Consider the following 17,968-nt stretch of genomic DNA (forward strand, 5'->3'; position numbering starts at 1 on the left):
TCTATTTTCAGCGCGGCTTCTTGGCTCTATCCTTTATGCAGCAAGCATTATAGGTACGTTGTCACCCGCTAAGGCTAGAAAGAAACCGGGTTTCTGCAATAATTTTGGCATCCTCATCGAGACTTGGTGAAGAAACCCGGTTTCTCACTCCCAATGGGAACCAATTATTAAAGTTTAGGGTTTCTTTTTGGGAGATTTGGGAGGTTGGGGAGATTTTAAGATTTTGTCAGCGACCATTTTGTCAGCAATTAAATCGCCGATAATTCTAGCACCGTGGGAAGTAAAGTGCACGCCATCATTAGTTTTGACATATCCTCGCTTCCCGGATTTGTCCGCAACTATAGGAACCAATTTTCCGGCATTTGCAAAAGTGTCCCAAGTAGAAATAAATTCGAGTTTGGCTGATGAATTGCTGGCATTTTTATAAATATCGTTCATAATGGGAAAAGCTTTGAGATACAAAGATTTATTAGGTATGGATTGACCGATCCAATACACTTTTCTCACGGATGACGAATCCAGTAACTTGGCGTATCTTTCAACTCTTTCTTGATAAGCTTTTTGCCATTCTTTCGTCATAACAACCCGGCCTTTTCCTTGAAAATCAATAATATTTTGAGGGTCATTGGCTCCGAACAAAACTATTACTACATCCGGCTGGTAATTATTAAGAATTTGGCGAGTTCTGGCATACCAGTCATAATAATCTATCCGATTTAATCCGGTCGATACCTTGTAGTCAATTTTCGTATCGGCGATATTGTATTTTTTCTTAAGAGTGTACTGGAGTTGAATTCCTAAGTCGAACATTACGGAATCTCCAATAAATAAAAATCTGCGATAAGGTATGGTCAGTTTAGGTTTAGCTGGGGTTTGTTTTTTAGCCTTAGCCGGCTTTGGGGGTTCAACGGCCGCTTTTTTTTCGGTTTGGACAGGCGGAATTTCTGGTTCTTTGGGGAGGCTATCGAAGTTAATATCTTTAATTTTGCTCCAAAAATCTTGTTCGGATTTTCGGAAACCGTCTATTTCGATATGGCCCGCGGCTTGTTTAATTTCGGGACTGGCGAAAGGAGTTGAAGCAAAGCTTTTTAGAAATAATGATAAGTTTGAAAATATTAAAGTCAGAATTACCGAAGTAACAATCAGCAAAAATTCCCGGTCTTTCATATTCTTAGAAATTAAAGTAAATAAAAGGCGGAACGGTACTCGGTCCCAACATCAAGATAGTATACACGAGCAGCGAAACTAAGACAACCCGAAAGAAAATGTTTTTTAGTGACAAGACGGTTTGCAATAGTTGGGAGATACGATCGCCCCACAAGTTGATCGCGCCAATGACGGCAATTACTAAATACAATTGCCAAAAGTTAAATTGAAAAGTTGCGACGGCAGGATAGACAATTCCTTCAAAAAAACTGACCGCAGTTTCCCAGTTGGGAGTGCCGAAAAATACCCAGCTACAAGTAACAAAACTAAATGTTAACAGCCAACTGCAAAATTTAGCAAATCTGGGAAAGGCATAGTCTAATTTAAAGTGGATAACTTGGGGGAGATCTTTACATAAATGGTTGACAATTAATCCTAAACCGTGAATTGCTCCCCAGAAAATAAAGTTTAAACCTGCGCCGTGCCACAATCCACCGATCGCCATTGTTAAAAATAGATTTAGGTACTTCCTCAACTTGCCGTATTTGTTGCCACCTAACGGAAAATAAACGTAATCCCTCAACCACTCGGAAAGACTGATGTGCCACCTTTTCCAAAATTCTTGCAAGCTGAGCGATCGGTATGGCATATTAAAGTTGGCAATGGGTTTGAAACCCAGCAAACAGGAGATACCGTTGGCTAAATCCGAATAGCCGCTGAAATCTACGTAAATTAAACAGGAATAGGAAATTGCCGCGAGGATTAAATCGATGCTGCTGTACTGCTGGGGGACTTTGAATGGCAAGTCAGTGAAGTTAAACAAAAAGCTCGCTAAAGTATATTTTTTAAACAGTCCCGACAAAATCAAAACTATAACTTCTTCGATTTGATAGTCGTATTTGTTCGGTGAATTTAGCTGCAAGTAAAATTCGCGAGCTCGGGAGATTGGCCCGGAGGCAATTTGGGGAAAATAGGTAATGTATGCGGCGTAATCTACAAATTTAGGACAGGGTATTTTTTGCTGGTAGCAGTCGATTAAATGGGAAATCATTCTAAAAGTGTAGAACGACACGCCGACGGGGGCGATTATTTGCAAAACTTGAAAGTTGGCTGGAATTTGTAGCTGGTTCAGTACCTCAAATAAAGAAGTTACAAAGAAGTTGCAATATTTAAAGATGCCGAGAGTGGCAATGTTGAAAATTAGGCCGGAGATTAAAGCGAGTTTTTTATATTTACCGTTGCCGGAAGCCCGAAGAATGATATAATTGTATGCTGTACATAAAACGAGAATTAATAGAAAGTCGAAACTCCAAAAGGAATAAAATAATAAACTCGAAACTAACAAGACAATTTTATACAAATCGACCTGAGGTTTTACCGAGACGATCGCGCTAAAAATAATTAGGAAAAAAACTAAAAATTGGTAAGTGGGAAATAACATAAATCTCAGCCGAGAAAAAATCTTGTTGCGGGCAATATTTTTATAAGTACAGCCAGCCAACCTATCCCGAAGGGAATCGCCAGAGTCGGTCTGACCGCACCAAATTTCGGCGTGGATTGCGGACTGTAAGCTTTTGCAAGAGGTCAATTATTTCACAACTTCCGCCCTAGTTAACCGCACTCATAGATTCATAATCCTGTTTAAAGATTATGATGGTTGTGAGACGATGTATTAACGGATAACAACAGGCATCCCCTTGATTGCGAGGAACCAACGTGCAGCCAACAGACCCTAGCAAATTTACAGATCAAGCCTGGGAAGCCATTGTCAAATCCCAGGATGTAGCCCGCCGCTTTGCCAATCAGCAGCTAGAGGTTGAACATTTAGCGATCGCCATTCTTGAACAGCTTGGCTTAGCAAACACCATTTTCAGCTTGGCTGGGGTAGATGTCACCCGCTTGGCCCAGCAGTTAGATGCTTTTGCCAAACGACAGCCCAGAGTTGCCAACGCTGACCAACTATACCTCGGCCGCGGCTTAGAAGTGATGTTAGATGTTGCCGAGGCCACCAGAGCGACTTGGCAAGATAATTTTATCGCGGTTGAACATTTATTAATTGGCTTAGTAGAAGACGAACGAGTCGGCCGCAGGTTGCTGACAAAAGGCGACGGCCCGCCGGGTCGCCCCGGTTACGATCGCAAACCCCCAGCCGGTACGATCGATCGACCAAAACTCGAAGAAGCAATCAAATCTTTCCGCGCCACTGCTAAAGCCCAAGAAAAAAATTCCGAAACGGGGAAAGCCAGCCGCAGCAACGCTAAAGCCCAAGATCAAGATGGCGAAGCTAACTCCGACGCCCTCAGCAAGTACGGCCGCGATTTGACAGAAGCCGCCAAAGCCGGCAAACTCGACCCAGTAATCGGCCGCGACGAGGAAATCCGCCGCGTGGTACAAGTTCTTTCCCGCCGCCAAAAAAACAATCCGGTGTTAATTGGCGATCCCGGAGTCGGAAAAACTGCGATCGCCGAAGGTTTAGCCCAGCGAATTGTCAACGGCGACGTACCGGAATCTTTGAAAAATCGCCAGCTATTTAGCCTCGACATGGGCAGTTTAATTGCTGGGGCAAAATTCCGGGGTGAATTTGAAGAACGATTGCGGTCTGTTCTGCGGGAAGTCATCGATTCGGACGGGCAAATTGTCCTATTTATTGACGAATTGCATACCGTTGTCGGCACTGGCGGCGGTGGCAGTTCCGGTTCGGGAATGGATGCGGGAAATTTGTTAAAACCAATGTTGGCCAGAGGTGAATTGCGCTGCATCGGCGCTACAACTCTCGACGAATTCCGCAAGCATATCGAAAAAGATCCTGCCTTAGAACGCCGATTTCAACAAGTATTTGTCGGCGAACCCAGCGTTGAAGATACTGTTTCGATTTTGCGCGGATTGAAAGACCGTTACGAACGCCACCACGGGGTAAAAATTACTGATTCGGCCCTGGTAGCTGCTGCAACTCTGTCTTTCCGCTATATTTCCGATCGCTTTTTGCCGGACAAGGCGATCGACCTCGTAGATGAAGCGGCCGCCCACTTGAAAATGGAGATCACCTCTAAACCTGTGGAATTGGAAGGCATCGACCGCCGGGTGATGCAGTTGGAAATGGAAAAATTGTCGATCGAAGGCGAAGGAAAAGGCGCTCAAGCCCCTGGGATAGGCTTCCGCGTCGAACGCATCACATCTGAGATTGACATTTTAAAAGCTAAGCAAGAAAAATTGTCCTCTCAGTGGTTGGGCGAAAAGCAGTTGTTGGATGCAATCAATAAATTGAAAGCAGAAGAAGACCAACTGCGAGTCCAAATCGAACAAGCAGAAAGGGCTTACGATTTGAATAAAGCCGCACAGTTAAAGTACGGCAAGTTGGAAACTGCGGTGCGCGATCGGGAAGCGAAAGAAGCGGAACTTTTGAAACAGCAAGCTCAAGGTTCTTCCCTGCTGCGCGAAAAAGTTACTGAGGGCGATATTGCCGAAATAGTCGCTAAATGGACGGGCATTCCGGTTAACCGATTGTTAGAATCCGAACGCCAAAAACTGCTGCAATTGGAAAAACACTTGCACCAAAAAGTCATCGGTCAAGAGGAAGCTGTAACAGCCGTGGCAGCGGCAATTCGGCGCGCTAGGGCGGGGATGAAAGACCCCGGGAGGCCGATCGGCTCTTTCTTGTTTATGGGCCCGACAGGCGTCGGAAAAACTGAGTTAGCGCGGGCGTTGGCGGAGTTTTTGTTTGACAGCGATGATGCGATTATCCGTATCGATATGTCGGAATACATGGAGAAGCAAAACGTCTCTCGGTTAGTAGGAGCTCCCCCGGGATACGTCGGTTACGACGAAGGCGGACAACTTTCCGAAGCAGTGCGGAGACGCCCTTATTCGGTGGTGCTATTTGACGAAGTGGAAAAGGCACACCCGGATATATTTAACATTTTGTTGCAAGTGTTGGATGACGGCAGAATTACCGATTCTCAAGGTCGAGTGGTTGACTTTAAAAATACCGTAATTGTGATGACTAGCAATATCGGCAGCGACCACATTTTAGACGTGTTTACTAAGAAGGAAAAAACCGTCAAAAAACCTGCTACTCGGAAGCATGAAACGAAAGATTTGTCAAGTCAAAAGACAGATTATAAAGTGGCTGCCGATGGTACTGTCGAGGTGTCAGCCCAGCGAGTTGATGTTGATACTGTAACCAAGAATGAAAACAAGAGTGAGAATGAAGAAAATTTATTAACTCAAGAACGGGAGACAGATCAAGAGTACGAACAGATGTTAAAACGGGTGATGACAGCGCTGCGATCGCACTTCCGGCCCGAATTTCTCAATCGGGTGGACGAGATAATTTTGTTCCACACTTTGAGCAAGATCGAATTGCGGCAAATAGTCAGCATTCAAGTGAAGCGGATCGAGCGTTTGTTGGCCGAGCAAAAAATTACTTTGGAACTGTCGGATGCGGCGAAAAACCATATCACAGATGTTGGTTACGACCCGGTTTACGGCGCTCGTCCCTTGAAACGTGCCATCCAGCGGGAACTGGAAAACCCGCTGGCAAACAAGATTCTGGAAAATGCGTTTGTTGAGGGCGATACAATTGCGATCGACTGTGAAAATAACACTTTGCAATTTCGCAAAAAAGATTCTCGCCCAGCGCTGGTAGGTAAGAGTTTGTAGTTGCGTTAGAAACAGGCTTCCCGGCCTGTTTCACCAAAAATTAATCTTCTTTTGTCCCAGAAAGCCTGGTAGTTTAAAATCATGAAACAACTAACTAGAATCACTCTGAATCCAGAAGTAATGGGAGGAAAACCCTGCATTCGCGGCTTGCGAGTCACGGTGGGTACTATAGTCGGACTGATGGCATCGGGACACTTACCGTCAGGCATTTTGCAGGCTTATCCCTACCTGGAAGAAGCAGATATATATGAAGCGCTTGCCTATGCAGCGTGGCGAGTTGAAGAAGTAGAAATTCCTCTCAAAATAGCGTGAAAATTTTGATTGATATGAACCTGTAACCTGAATGGACTGTCGTATTTACTAAATACGGAATAGAGTCTCTTCATTGGTCTACAGTCGGCGATCCTCGTGCCACAGATCGCGTTATTATGGAAGGGGCGCGAGTAAATGACTATGCCGTATTCACTCATGATTTAGATTTTGGCGCACTGCTAGCCGCAACCCAAGCTGATGCTCCCAGTGTCATTCAAGTCCGTATTCAAGACGTGCTGCCTGCTAATATAGAGAGTTTGATTGTGGAAGTGTTCCATCAATTTAAGCCACAAATTGAGTCGGGGGCGTTCATTTCTGTGGATGAAACGCGCTCTAGGGTGAGAATTTTGCCGATTACACTTCGATAATTATTTATGGCCTGTTCTACAAAAATTAATCTGCTTGTGGAACAGGTCAGAAAGCCTGTTATTAAAAAATTAGGAACAGGCTTTCTGGTCTGTTCCACAAACAATCAATTTTCGTGTGGAACAGGCCAGAAAGCCTGTTATTAAAAATGGTGAACTATGTCAAGAATTAGAGATGGTGCGGCTACCATAGGCATCCATGCTGTAGGCAGGAACGCGAACGCTGTAATCCATCTCTGTTGCTGTGATTGCTACAGCCAATTTTTCAAAAGATTCATCGTTCCAATTGCGCTCGTGGATGGGCTTTGACTGTTCGCCCAGGAAATATGCTTGAGTGCCAATCACTGAGGCGGCGACCCAACCGACGATTAAAAGAGCGATTACAATAGCCATATTTGCTTTTTCCTTAACTTTTGTTGCTTTATGTAAACTAATGTAACGAAAATTAGTAATCAACGTCAAGGTACTGTAATGTCGTGGCAACCGTCCGGCAGGTAGTAAATACCGCACCTTTGACGGAAGCGGGAGAGGGGAAGAAGGAGACAGAGCGAGAGTATGTAGGGTGGGCACTACCGCGCATCGGTAGCTAGCACAGTACCCGGATTGTGAACTGTATCCGAAATAGCAAAACAGATTGTGGATTTTTAATCGTTAAGAACTTATAAGTTTTGCGTTAATAAATTACGATTAAAACTCTGCGGCTCGTATGAGGAATTGCGGCAAAATTATGAGTTATGATTTATCGGTTTGGATGGGAACTAACAAATCCCAATCACCAAATTTTAAGTACAAATTACCAATGACCAATTATCGCTACAAATCATGCCCAACTCAATGTTAAATGACGACCCGTTGTGGTTCAAAGACGCGATTATTTACGAAGTACCAGTTCGGGCTTTTGCCGACAGCAATGCAGACGGCATTGGCGACTTTAGAGGACTGACAGAAAAACTGGATTACCTGCAAAACTTGGGAGTAACAGCAATTTGGGTACTGCCATTTTTTCCCTCGCCGCTCCGAGACGACGGCTATGATACATCTCACTATACTACGGTCAACCCGATTTACGGCACATTAGAGGATTTTAAAGACCTTTTAGAAGCAGCGCACGAGCGGGGAATTCGAGTCATTATTGAGTTAATTGTCAACCACACTTCCGATCAGCACGCTTGGTTTCAGCGAGCGCGCCGCGCCCCGAAAGGCAGTAACGAAAGAGATTTTTATGTGTGGAGCGACACGCCGGAAAAATATCAAGATGCTCGGATTATTTTCAAAGATTTTGAAACCTCTAATTGGGCTTGGGATGCGGTAGCAAAAGCTTATTACTGGCACCGTTTTTATTCCCACCAACCCGATTTGAATTACGACAATCCCGCCGTCCGCCAAGCCATCTTAGATGTGGTAGATTTCTGGTTGGCGCTGGGAGTAGACGGACTGCGGATGGATGCGGTGCCTTACCTGTACGAGCGCGAAGGTACTAACTGCGAAAACCTGCCAGAAACTCACGTATTCCTCAAGCAATTGCGGCAGCACGTAGATGAGAAATTCCCGAACCGGATGCTGCTTGCTGAGGCGAATCAGTGGCCGGAGGATGCGGTTGAATATTACGCTGCTGGCGATGAATGTCACATGAACTTTCATTTTCCGCTGATGCCGCGTTTATTTATGGCTTTGCACATGGAAGATAGCTTCCCAATTAGCGACATTCTCCAGCAAACTCCACATATTCCCAATAATTGTCAGTGGGCCTTATTTTTGCGGAATCACGATGAATTGACGCTGGAAATGGTGAGTGATGAAGACCGAGATTATATGTATCGGGTTTACGCTCAAGACACTCAGGCGAGAATTAATTTGGGCATCCGCCGCCGCTTGGCTCCTTTGATGGGAAATAACCGCCGCCGCATCGAGTTGATGAATGCTTTGCTGCTGTCTCTTCCGGGTACGCCGGTGCTTTACTACGGCGATGAAATTGGCATGGGAGACAATATCTATTTGGGCGATCGCAACGGGGTGAGAACTCCGATGCAGTGGAGTGGCGATCGCAATGCCGGTTTCAGCCGTGCTAACCCGCAGCGGCTGTACGCACCGCCAATTGTTGACCCTGAATATCACTACGAATCTATTAACGTGGAAGCGCTGCGGGCGAATCCGAGTTCTCTTTGGTGGTGGATGAAACGCCTAATTGCAATTAGGCAGCGCTTCCAAGCATTCGGTCGCGGGACTTGCGAGTTTCTGTACCCGGAAAACCGCAAAGTTTTAGCTTTTGTTCGCACTTATCAAGACGAACACATCCTCGTAGTGGCTAATTTGTCGCGCTTCGTGCAGACGGCAGAATTAGACCTTTCGCCCTTTAAAGGTGCTGTTCCAGAGGAGATTTTCGGCCGCACTGAGTTTCCGGCGGTTGGCGACTCGCCTTACTTCTTGAGCTTGAGCCCTCACACGTTTTACTGGTTTACTCTTCGTGTTAAACACGAAGATTTTCCGCGGAACGGTTTTCACACAGACTTGCCTAGTTTGGCGGTCATAGGTACTTGGAAAACTGCTTTTTCTACAAGTCAGTTAAGCGATATGCTGCTCAATCTTTTGCCGGAATACTTGCGGCGAAATCGTTGGTATAGCGGTACAGACAGGACAATTCAATCATTAGAAATAAGTGAGGTTGTGCCTGTTGAATGTAATGATAGTGCTGGGGAGGAATCTAAAGTTTACATTCTGTTTTTGCAGTTGAATTATACTGAAGGTATGCCGGAAACTTACGTTTTGCCTTTAGGTTGGGAAGAGATGAAAGGCGATGCGGACGAGCGGGCGATCGCGCGGCTGCACTTCCCAGAAACCAACAAGGAAGTCGGGCTACTATTTGATGCTGCTGGGGAGAAAGGTTTTCTGAGCGCGCTGCTGGGGGCGATCGGCAATTCTCGCAGTTACAGAGGTGTTGCAGGTCAACTGGTAGGAATTGCCGACAGTGCATTCAGCTCAGAACAAGATTTATCGGACCTGGACCCTCACCTGTTCAAAAAAGAACAAAGCAATACATCCGCAGGTTACGGCGACCGCTTCGTCCTGAAAATATTGAGAAAAGTCGAGGAAGGAATCAACCCCGAATTAGAAATCGGACGCTTTTTAACAGAGCGCAACTCGATCCAACACTACGCTCCAATTGCCGGAGCATTGGAATATCACACACAAGGAAAACAAGTCGTTACAGTCGGAATACTACAAAATTTAATCCCCGACAGCATAGACGCTTGGTCTTATACATTAGACACACTGCGCGACTATTTCGAGCAAGTAATGACAGTAGAAGCAAAGCATTCCGGCGAAAATTTATCTATTTCCCCCGAAAATTATTTACCGAGCGCTTTGACCGGATCAACGCAGCGGCAGTCAAACTCGCTAGTAGCGGATTTATCCCTGGAAATTCCGGCATTAGCTCGCCAACTCATCGGCTCTTACTTAGCATCAGCCGAACTTTTAGGTCAGCGGACAGCCGAACTTCACCTTGCTTTAGCTTCGGACATAGAAAATCCCGCTTTTGCCCCAGAAAGCTTTACCTCGTTTTACCAGCGTTCCATCTATCAATACATGAGAAATGTGGCAGGAAGAACTTTGCTGGAGCTGAAAAAACGGCTGTCCAAACTGCCACCAGAAATACAAAAATCGGCGCAAAAGCTCCTCAACCGCGAAGATTTGCTCATGGAACGTTTCAAGTCTATTTTGAACTTGAGAATCACGGCCGATAGAATTCGCTGTCACGGAGACTTTCATTTCGGGCAAGTTCTTTATACAGGCAAAGACTTCGTAATTATTGATTTCGGAGGAGAACGCGATCGACCATTAAGCGAGCGGCGGATGAAGAGGTCGCCCCTGCGAGATGTTGCGGGAATGCTGCAATCTTTGAGTTACGCTGTTACTTTGGCACTCCGCAATGAAGTAGAAAGTGGCATGATTCGCCCTGAAAATCTCCCGGAGATGCAGCAGTGGGCGAACGTTTGGCATCGCTGGGTCAGCCTAACTTTTGTCAAGAGTTATTTGGCGACTGCCGCCGATGCAAATTTCTTGCCAAAATCTATCCCGGAACTACAAGTTTTGCTGGATGCTTACATTTTGGAAAAAGCGGTTGGCGAGCTAGCCTACGAACTTAATTACCGCTTGGATTGGGCGCACATTCCGCTTCAGCGGATTGTACAATTGCTGAATTTATAAGGGCGGGTTTATCTCTACTCATTAGGGTGCGTGACTTTCTAGCCACTCAAGTGGCAGCGAGATGCTGGAGAGTCACGCACCTTACACCATACCCAATCTACTTTGATAACGATTTGAGCGGCGAATATAATTCGCTCTTCTACCAACAAATTCCCCGCCCCGCGAGGCTAGAAGAAAAAATGGTAAAAAACTGATTTCCTATTACTTAAAATAAAGAGCGGCTTGATATAAAACTTGTTCTTGATGAGTTAACAAAGTGCAGTCAGAAAGCGGGTAAGCCACACAAGTAACAGCGTAGCCAGCTTGCAATTCTGACGGCTTCAAAAACTTTTGTTCGCTTTGGTCGATTTCACCGCTCAGCAGTTTGACAACGCAAGCAGAACACTCTCCTTGCTTGCATCCGTTCGGCAAGCGGATGCCGGCATCCTCTGCCATATCTAAGATATACTGGTCGTCTGGTACTGCGATCGTGCGATCGAGCGCGAGAGCCTCATTCACCAACCGAACTTGATAAACTGCCATTTTTTCCTCATTCCTCGCGAAAGGGCGGGTTTACGATGCTGTTAGTCCTAGCAAATATTTCGGGTAAAACCCGCCCGTACAACTAGAAAGGGCGGATTTATATCGTGTATATCTAGACAAGCGCTTCTTGATAATCGAGATTTTCATCTAGATAAATAGCCCGAATATCCTCCGGCAAGTTGGATTCTAAAGTTTGATATCCTTTTTGCAGCAAAGCCTTTACCTGAGCAGGGGAAATAGCTTCCCCTTCTGCTTGCAAATAAGCTGCAATTCGAGTTTCGCTCCAGCGGAAAGTCTGAGCCATCAACACCACTAAACGCGGCAGCGGCGCTAACAATTCCAAGGCTTGTTTGACGTAACACCAGAGGGGAGGCGGAGCCGATTGCAAAGAGTAGTGAATCGACTCAACAGGGGGCAATTCAGCTTGATTTATGCAGACGGCGGTGACATTAATCAGCCAGTTTTGGAGACTAAGATTTCCCCCATCAGACTCTTGGATTTCGCGGCGCAAATCGAGGCCTCGGAGTTCGTGATAGATGTGCAGCCAAGTGTGGGCAAATAGGTAATCGCCTTGTACGGGCGATCGCACCGAATGGCGAATCAGGGAGTGGACAATTTGAGCATAGCGGCAAAAAATCGCCGTGAAGAAGCGACCCTGATCGGGATGGTTTTGAAACAGAGTCAATAATTCCTGATCGCTGTGATGGAACAGGGATTTGACCACAGGATGGTTGAGTTCTGAAAAATTAGGTGTTTGCACAATTGTTCTGGAAAGGTTTGGAGAATAAATGCGGGTGCAGCCCGATTCTACAACACGATATACATTTGATGCAAGTGCTTAAAAAATATGTTGATATTTAAGTTATATTTTAGTCAATTTAATTATATAATGGAATTGGTAAGTGACGCTGAATAAACCTCAATTAATAGAGCGAAATTTATTTGTTCACCGTCACCTACAAAGGTTGTTTAAATGGTAAATTCTTTGTATGTCTAGCATTAATACTGGTATCGAATGGACCGACAGAACATGGAATCCAACAACGGGCTGCGATAAAGTCAGTCCCGGTTGTACGCATTGTTATGCTGAAGCATTAACAAAACGGTTTCATACTAATTTTCCTAACGGTTTTGATTTAACGGAATATCCAAAACGTTTGAATGAGCCTAAAAGCTGGCGAAAGCCGAGTCGCATTTTTGTTAATTCAATGAGCGATTTGTTCCATGAAGATGTTTCTCTTGAATTTCTGAAAAAAGTTTTTGAGGTAATGCGTGAAACTCCTCACCACATTTATCAAATTCTTACGAAGCGACATGAGCGTTTAGCAGACTTAGCCCCTAAACTTAATTGGTCTGATAATATTTGGATGGGGGTGTCAGTTGAAAATCAAAACTATGTTCATCGTGTGGAGCATTTGCAACAAGTCAATGCAAAGGTACGCTTTTTATCCTGCGAACCACTTTTAGGGCCTTTGCAACTCGATCTAAGAGATATTCACTGGGTAATAGTTGGGGGAGAGTCGGGGCAAAAACACCGTCCGATGCAGGAAGAATGGGCACAAAGTATTCGCGATCAGTGTCAGGATGCTGGAGTCGCGTTTTTCTTCAAGCAATGGGGAGGTAGAACACCTAAAGCTGCTGGGAGATTGTTGGATGGGAAAATTTGGGATGAGATGCCGGAAGCATGGAATAAACATCAAAGACAATTCAATGGCTACACTTTCAGCGTGAGTCGCAAGTCAAGTAAAGTAAAGTAGTAGCACCTACTTTGGTAAAAATGTAACTGTCACGTTCTCTCCAAATGTAATTTCTCCTTTGTACTTCCTTCGCTTACTGGCAGGTGTATCTGCGATAATTTTACCTTGTTGTTCTAGTTTATTAAGAGCTTTCTTGTAATTTTTACTAATGTAAGGCTTGTTAACATGATGCTGATTGTAAATTTGTTCCATTGTCAGTGTTTGACCAGCAAATTCATTCAATAGCATATTTTCAAGCTCATCTAGAGGACGGTAAAGCTCATACAATAGGGGATATCTAGGTGGGGCTGGATTGTATTCAAAAGAAGGAACGCCTTGTTTAGAGTTAGAGCTTTCTCCAGCCATAATGTCTTTCATAATGGAATAAGCCAAAACATTTTTTGATACAAAAATTAGATGATGGGTAGTCCGATTACCGCGTTCATCTTTAAAGCAAAATGGGCGTACATATGAGCCACCTATTTCTTTCAAAGCCTGACAGAGAGCCTCCACAATTATTAACTCTCGCTCATCTGGTTGCTTAATCAATTCAAGCTGTTCCCTAAGATTGTCAGCTCGCTCTTTACCGAAGAGAGAATTCATGTGCTTCTCTACGGCTGTATTATGCAATCCCATGTTAATCCGGTTGTAGTTAAAGAAAAATATACAATCACAACCCCAATCTTTGATGACCGCTCCAATTAACGCAAGTGACAAGCCTTTATAACCCCAAGGGTCGATAAAAAATAGCGTAGGAATCATATTGATTTTTTTAATTGCTTGAACAATTTCTTCTCCAACCTCCTTGTTTAAAAGTATTGGCTTATGGGTTAACCTGCTTATATCAGGGATGGATTCTATAGCCTGCTGGAGAGAATGAGTATTATTTGAGTCCTGATCATTAAACAAGGTTACTAGCATTTGTGACATCTCTGGCTCGGCAATAGCGCGCTCTAAGATAAGTAATGGAGTAGACTTAGAACCGTCTTTGTAGCGACCTGGCCCACAGAACAAATCAATATATGCTATTTTCTTACTCCAATTCTTGGCGGTTGGTATAATCACTTTTGCCCATGCCCAAAAGTATTTAGCAACTATTGTGGCTTTTACTAAAGAATTATCTCTGGATTCATCAAAGAAAGAACTGTCAGCCATCACAGTCACCTCTAAACTTTAGTTGATTTTACTGGTGTTACACAATAGTACCATATCCTCCGCCCCCCGGAGTCTCAATGACAAACACATCCCCCGATCGCATTTCCACACTCGCCGTACTTCCCAACTCCTCAACATTTCCATCAACCATTTCAACATAATTCCGCCCAAGTTTCCCGGCTTCCCCACCATTCAAGCCGCAGGGAGAAATCACCCGCCGCCCCGATAAAATTCCCGCCGTCAGATCCTCCCGAAACCGCACTCGCCGCACAACTCCATTACCGCCGCGATGATATCCATTCCCCCCGCTATTAGCCAGAATTTCAAAATTCTCTAACAACACCGGGAAGCGCCATTCTAATACTTCTGGGTCAGTTAAACGCGAATTAGTCATGTGAGTTTGAACCGCATCCGTACCGTCAAAATCTGCACCAGCACCCGAACCGCCGCAAATAGTTTCATAATATTGATAGCGCTGATTTCCAAAGGTAAAATTATTCATGGTTCCCTGAGAAGCAGCCATCACTCCCAACGCACAATACAAAGCATCGGTAATATTCTGCGATGTTTCCACATTTCCGGCAACTACCGCCGCTGGATAGCGAGGATTCAGCATACAGCCTTCGGGATTGATGATTTCGAGAGGTTTCAAACAGCCCGCATTTAGAGGAATATCGTCATCTACCAACGTGCGGAAAACATACAAAACAGCGGCTTTGCACACCGCAGCGGGAGCATTAAAATTGTTGCTTTGTTGAGCAGAAGTGCCAGTAAAATCTATTTTTGCACTGCGCGCAGATTTGTCAATTGTAATTGCTACCTTAATTTGTCCGCCACTATCCATCGGATAAGTAAATTCGCCATCACTCAAAACCTCAATTACCCGCCGCACCGACTCTTCCGCATTGTCTTGTACGAAGCCCATATAAGCTTGCACTGTCTCTAATCCGTAATGTTCTACCATCTTGAGCAGTTCTTCAGCGCCGCGCTTGTTAGCCGCAATTTGTGCTTGTAAATCGGCTATATTTTGAGCGGAATTGCGAACAGGAAAATTTCCCGCTGTCAGAATTTCTCGTAATTCTTTTTCTCTAAAATTGCCCTGGCTTACTAACAGCAAATTGTCAAGCAATACACCTTCTTCAGTTACTATTTTACTGTTAGGAGGCATGGAACCGGGAGTAATGCCGCCGATGTCGGCGTGGTGTCCCCGCGAGGCAACATAAAACAAAGGAAGGGAGGAAGAATTATCAAATACTGGAGTAATAACGGTGATATCTGGTAAATGCGTGCCGCCGTTGTATGGATTGTTAGAAACATAAACATCGCCCGGTTGAATCGCATTGCCTTGTGCTAAAATTAAAGCTTCAACGCTTTCGCTCATCGAACCTAGATGTACGGGAATGTGCGGCGCGTTGGCAACTAATTGCCCGTTTTGGTCGAAAATTGCACAGGAAAAGTCGAGACGTTCTTTGATGTTGACTGAGGAACTTGTGTTTTGTAATGTGACGCCCATTTGTTCCGCGATCGCCCGAAACAAATTATTAAAAATTTCCAGCAAAACTGGATCTGATTTAGCCGCAGATAAACCAGAATGAACGCGGATATTATCTGCCTCCATCTGCGTGCATCGGCGGTTCAAAATTAAATCATTATTTTCGGTAATTTCCCCTTCCCAGCCCGGTTCTATGATATTAGTTCCCGTAGCTTCAACAATCATAGCAGGGCCTTCTATGCAGTCGCCCGATCGCAAATCGTCTCTCTGATAAACAGGCGTTTCCCGCCACCCGCCAGCAACATAGGTTTGCACGGTTGAAATTGGTTGCACGGGCAAGATGCCCGTACCACAAGAGGGAGAAATTGTGGATGCTTCCGGCACATCCATTCTTTCTACAACTTCCACCGAAACCGCTTCCACAATCAGCGGTTTTTCTGGCATTATAAAACTGTAACGCTGTCGGTGGGCTGCTTCAAAATCAGCCTGCATCGCCTCAATATTGTCAGAAAAATATACCGCCAAAACCGAGTCACTGCCCTGATATTTTAAGCGCAACTTGCTAACAACTAAAACCTCGGACTCATTCTCTGTGTTCTCTGCGCCTCTGTGGTTCAATTCCCTCTTTCCATCTGCCTCCAATGCAGTTAAAATATGATGCAAATCAGCTAATAATTCTGCATTTAATAGTTGCTCGATCGCCCTTTCGCGAATAGCCCGCACATCAGCCAAACCCATACCGTAAGCCGACAACACACCCGCATAAGGGTGAATAAATACCCGTTTCATCCCCAAAGCATCGGCGATCGCACAAGCGTGTTGGCCGCCCGCACCGCCGAAACAGCACAATGTATACTCCGAAACATCGTAACCGCGCTGAAGCGAGATTTTTTTGACAGCATTGGCCATCTTTTCCACCGCGATCGCCAAAAAACCCTCCGCCACCTCTTCGGCCGTTCTCTCGCCCCCAATTTCCCCCGCTAATTGCCCAAATTTTTGCTTTACTACGTCAGGGGCGATCGGCAAATCTCCATTCAATCCAAACACTTTCGGGAAAAAATCCGGTTGAATTTTGCCCAACATCACATTGCAATCAGTCACCGTCAACGGGCCGCCTTTGCGGTAGCAAGCAGGCCCAGGATTAGCCCCAGCAGACTCCGGCCCGACGCGGTAGCGAGCCCCGTCAAAAAAGACAATTGAACCGCCGCCGGCTGCTACAGTGTGAATTGCCATCACGGGCGATCGCAATCTCACCCCAGCAATTTCCGTCTCAAATTCGCGTTCGTATTCGCCGTTAAAATGGGCAACATCTGTCGAAGTTCCGCCCATATCAAAGGTAATAATTTTATCAAAACCTGCCTTTTTGCTCGTTTGAACTGCACCGACAATTCCCCCAGCAGGCCCGGATAAAATACTGTTTTTTCCTTGAAATTGTGCGGCGTCCACTAAGCCGCCGTTCGACTGCATGAACATTAATTTGGGGAATTGGGCATTGGGAATTGGGAATTGGGCATTGGGCATTAATAATCCCTCGTTCCCGGAATCTGCCTCGATTAACTGACTGATTACTTGTTCGACATAACGCCGTAAAATCGGAGATAAATAAGCATCGACAACCGCAGTATCTCCCCGCGAAACTAATTTCATCAGCGGGCTAACTTCGTGAGATACTGAAATTTGAGTAAAGCCAATTTCTCTGGCTATTTTAGCAACTTGTTTTTCGTGTTCCGAGTAGCGGTAGCCGTGCATGAATACGATCGCACAACTGCGAATTCCCTCATCGTATGCTTGCTGCAAAGACGGGATAAACTCGGGATTGACAGCACTTAACTCCTCACCTTGAGCGCTGTAGCGTTCTGCAACTTCAATAACTCGATCGTACAGCATCTGGGGCAAAACAATGTGACGCGCGAAAATATTCGGGCGGTTTTGATAGCCAATTCTCAGCGCATCGCCGAAACCTTTAGTAATTAACAGAATTGTGCGATCGCCCTTTCGTTCCAGCAAAGCATTTGTCGCCACCGTCGTCCCCATTTTAATCGCTTCAATTTGTGCAGCGGGTATGGGAACATTTGCGGCAATTCCCAAAATGTCGCGGATTCCTTGAACTGCGGCGTCAGTGTAGCGATCGGGGTTTTCCGACAGCAGCTTGTGAATAACTAGCTTACCGTTGGGGCGCTGGGCGACAATATCAGTAAAAGTGCCACCGCGATCGATCCAAAATTGCCAGCGAGTGCGATCGGGAAAATCAGCATTCATATATTTTTCCTCAATTTTCTTATGTGAATAATTGAAAATTATTTAACAAAACTATCTAAAAGTCAATTCATAAAAATCATAACCTTATACTCATAAAAATCATATCACTTTCTCTT

General features: G+C 45.1%; 11 protein-coding genes and 1 pseudogene. 5 read left to right on the forward strand and 7 right to left on the reverse strand.

From position 1 onward, the window contains the following. Positions 1 to 174: 174 nt before the first annotated feature. Both QUA40_RS11770 and QUA40_RS11775 read right to left on the reverse strand, forming a co-directional pair. On the reverse strand, positions 175 to 1,167 hold the full coding sequence (locus QUA40_RS11770; RefSeq protein WP_333125547.1) for a DUF459 domain-containing protein: 993 nt from the start codon (positions 1,165 to 1,167) through the stop codon (positions 175 to 177). Positions 1,168 to 1,171: 4 nt separating this feature from the next. Continuing rightward, the gene (locus QUA40_RS11775) at positions 1,172 to 2,587 is read right to left on the reverse strand and encodes an MBOAT family O-acyltransferase (RefSeq protein ID WP_333125550.1); all 1,416 of its coding nucleotides are present in this window, start codon (positions 2,585 to 2,587) and stop codon (positions 1,172 to 1,174) included. Between the two features lie 275 nt (positions 2,588 to 2,862). On the opposite strand from QUA40_RS11775, the gene QUA40_RS11780 reads away from it, so the two are divergent. From QUA40_RS11780 to QUA40_RS11790, 3 genes and pseudogenes are all read left to right on the forward strand, one after another. Next, positions 2,863 to 5,805, forward strand: a complete 2,943-nt coding sequence (locus QUA40_RS11780; RefSeq protein ID WP_333125553.1) for an AAA family ATPase — start codon at positions 2,863 to 2,865, stop codon at positions 5,803 to 5,805. 81 nt (positions 5,806 to 5,886) lie between these two features. After that, the gene (locus tag QUA40_RS11785; RefSeq protein WP_332947108.1) at positions 5,887 to 6,117 is read left to right on the forward strand and encodes a DUF433 domain-containing protein; all 231 of its coding nucleotides are present in this window, start codon (positions 5,887 to 5,889) and stop codon (positions 6,115 to 6,117) included. A gap of 56 nt (positions 6,118 to 6,173) precedes the next feature. Next, positions 6,174 to 6,485: pseudogene (locus tag QUA40_RS11790) on the forward strand (DUF5615 family PIN-like protein); the annotation flags it as partial. Positions 6,486 to 6,644: 159 nt separating this feature from the next. On the opposite strand, the gene QUA40_RS11795 reads toward QUA40_RS11790, so the two are convergent. Continuing rightward, positions 6,645 to 6,875 carry a photosystem II protein, Psb35-related gene (locus QUA40_RS11795; RefSeq protein WP_333046753.1) on the reverse strand — a complete coding sequence of 77 codons (231 nt, stop codon included), beginning with the start codon at positions 6,873 to 6,875 and terminating at the stop codon, positions 6,645 to 6,647. 429 nt (positions 6,876 to 7,304) lie between these two features. On the opposite strand from QUA40_RS11795, the gene treS reads away from it, so the two are divergent. Next, positions 7,305 to 10,688, forward strand: a complete 3,384-nt coding sequence (gene treS, locus QUA40_RS11800) for a maltose alpha-D-glucosyltransferase (RefSeq protein WP_333125556.1) — start codon at positions 7,305 to 7,307, stop codon at positions 10,686 to 10,688. A 201-nt stretch (positions 10,689 to 10,889) separates the two neighbouring features. Here the strand turns inward: treS and QUA40_RS11805 are convergent, their stop codons facing one another. Together QUA40_RS11805 and QUA40_RS11810 are read right to left on the reverse strand one after the other, a co-directional pair. Beyond that, on the reverse strand, positions 10,890 to 11,210 hold the full coding sequence (locus QUA40_RS11805; protein ID WP_333046751.1) for a 2Fe-2S iron-sulfur cluster-binding protein: 321 nt from the start codon (positions 11,208 to 11,210) through the stop codon (positions 10,890 to 10,892). Positions 11,211 to 11,322: 112 nt separating this feature from the next. Then, the gene (locus QUA40_RS11810) at positions 11,323 to 11,970 is read right to left on the reverse strand and encodes a sigma-70 family RNA polymerase sigma factor (protein ID WP_333125558.1); all 648 of its coding nucleotides are present in this window, start codon (positions 11,968 to 11,970) and stop codon (positions 11,323 to 11,325) included. Positions 11,971 to 12,199: 229 nt separating this feature from the next. Between QUA40_RS11810 and QUA40_RS11815 the strand changes: the two genes are divergently transcribed. Further along, entirely contained in the window at positions 12,200 to 12,967 is a 768-nt protein-coding gene (locus QUA40_RS11815; RefSeq protein WP_333125560.1) for a phage Gp37/Gp68 family protein, read from the forward strand. A 6-nt stretch (positions 12,968 to 12,973) separates the two neighbouring features. On the opposite strand, the gene QUA40_RS11820 is transcribed toward QUA40_RS11815, so the two are convergent. Together QUA40_RS11820 and QUA40_RS11825 are read right to left on the reverse strand one after the other, a co-directional pair. Continuing rightward, on the reverse strand, positions 12,974 to 14,101 hold the full coding sequence (locus QUA40_RS11820; RefSeq protein ID WP_333125563.1) for a three-Cys-motif partner protein TcmP: 1,128 nt from the start codon (positions 14,099 to 14,101) through the stop codon (positions 12,974 to 12,976). 37 nt (positions 14,102 to 14,138) lie between these two features. After that, positions 14,139 to 17,852, reverse strand: coding sequence for a hydantoinase B/oxoprolinase family protein (locus QUA40_RS11825; protein WP_333125566.1), 3,714 nt, complete (start codon positions 17,850 to 17,852; stop codon positions 14,139 to 14,141). Positions 17,853 to 17,968: the final 116 nt, after the last annotated feature.

It is taken from the genome of Microcoleus sp. Pol11C3 (assembly GCF_036701485.1).
Taxonomy (GTDB): domain Bacteria; phylum Cyanobacteriota; class Cyanobacteriia; order Cyanobacteriales; family Microcoleaceae; genus Microcoleus.

What these genes read in the sequence shown, in the direction of transcription:
- QUA40_RS11770 (WP_333125547.1), bottom strand. Translation starts at nt 1,167, where the DNA reads ATGAAAGACCGGGAATTTTTGCTGATTGTTACTTCGGTAATTCTGACT.
- QUA40_RS11775 (WP_333125550.1), bottom strand. Translation starts at nt 2,587, where the DNA reads ATGTTATTTCCCACTTACCAATTTTTAGTTTTTTTCCTAATTATTTTT.
- QUA40_RS11785 (WP_332947108.1), top strand. Translation starts at nt 5,887, where the DNA reads ATGAAACAACTAACTAGAATCACTCTGAATCCAGAAGTAATGGGAGGA.
- QUA40_RS11795 (WP_333046753.1), bottom strand. Translation starts at nt 6,875, where the DNA reads ATGGCTATTGTAATCGCTCTTTTAATCGTCGGTTGGGTCGCCGCCTCA.
- treS (WP_333125556.1), top strand. Translation starts at nt 7,305, where the DNA reads ATGCCCAACTCAATGTTAAATGACGACCCGTTGTGGTTCAAAGACGCG.
- QUA40_RS11805 (WP_333046751.1), bottom strand. Translation starts at nt 11,210, where the DNA reads ATGGCAGTTTATCAAGTTCGGTTGGTGAATGAGGCTCTCGCGCTCGAT.
- QUA40_RS11815 (WP_333125560.1), top strand. Translation starts at nt 12,200, where the DNA reads ATGTCTAGCATTAATACTGGTATCGAATGGACCGACAGAACATGGAAT.
- QUA40_RS11820 (WP_333125563.1), bottom strand. Translation starts at nt 14,101, where the DNA reads ATGGCTGACAGTTCTTTCTTTGATGAATCCAGAGATAATTCTTTAGTA.
- QUA40_RS11825 (WP_333125566.1), bottom strand. Translation starts at nt 17,852, where the DNA reads ATGAATGCTGATTTTCCCGATCGCACTCGCTGGCAATTTTGGATCGAT.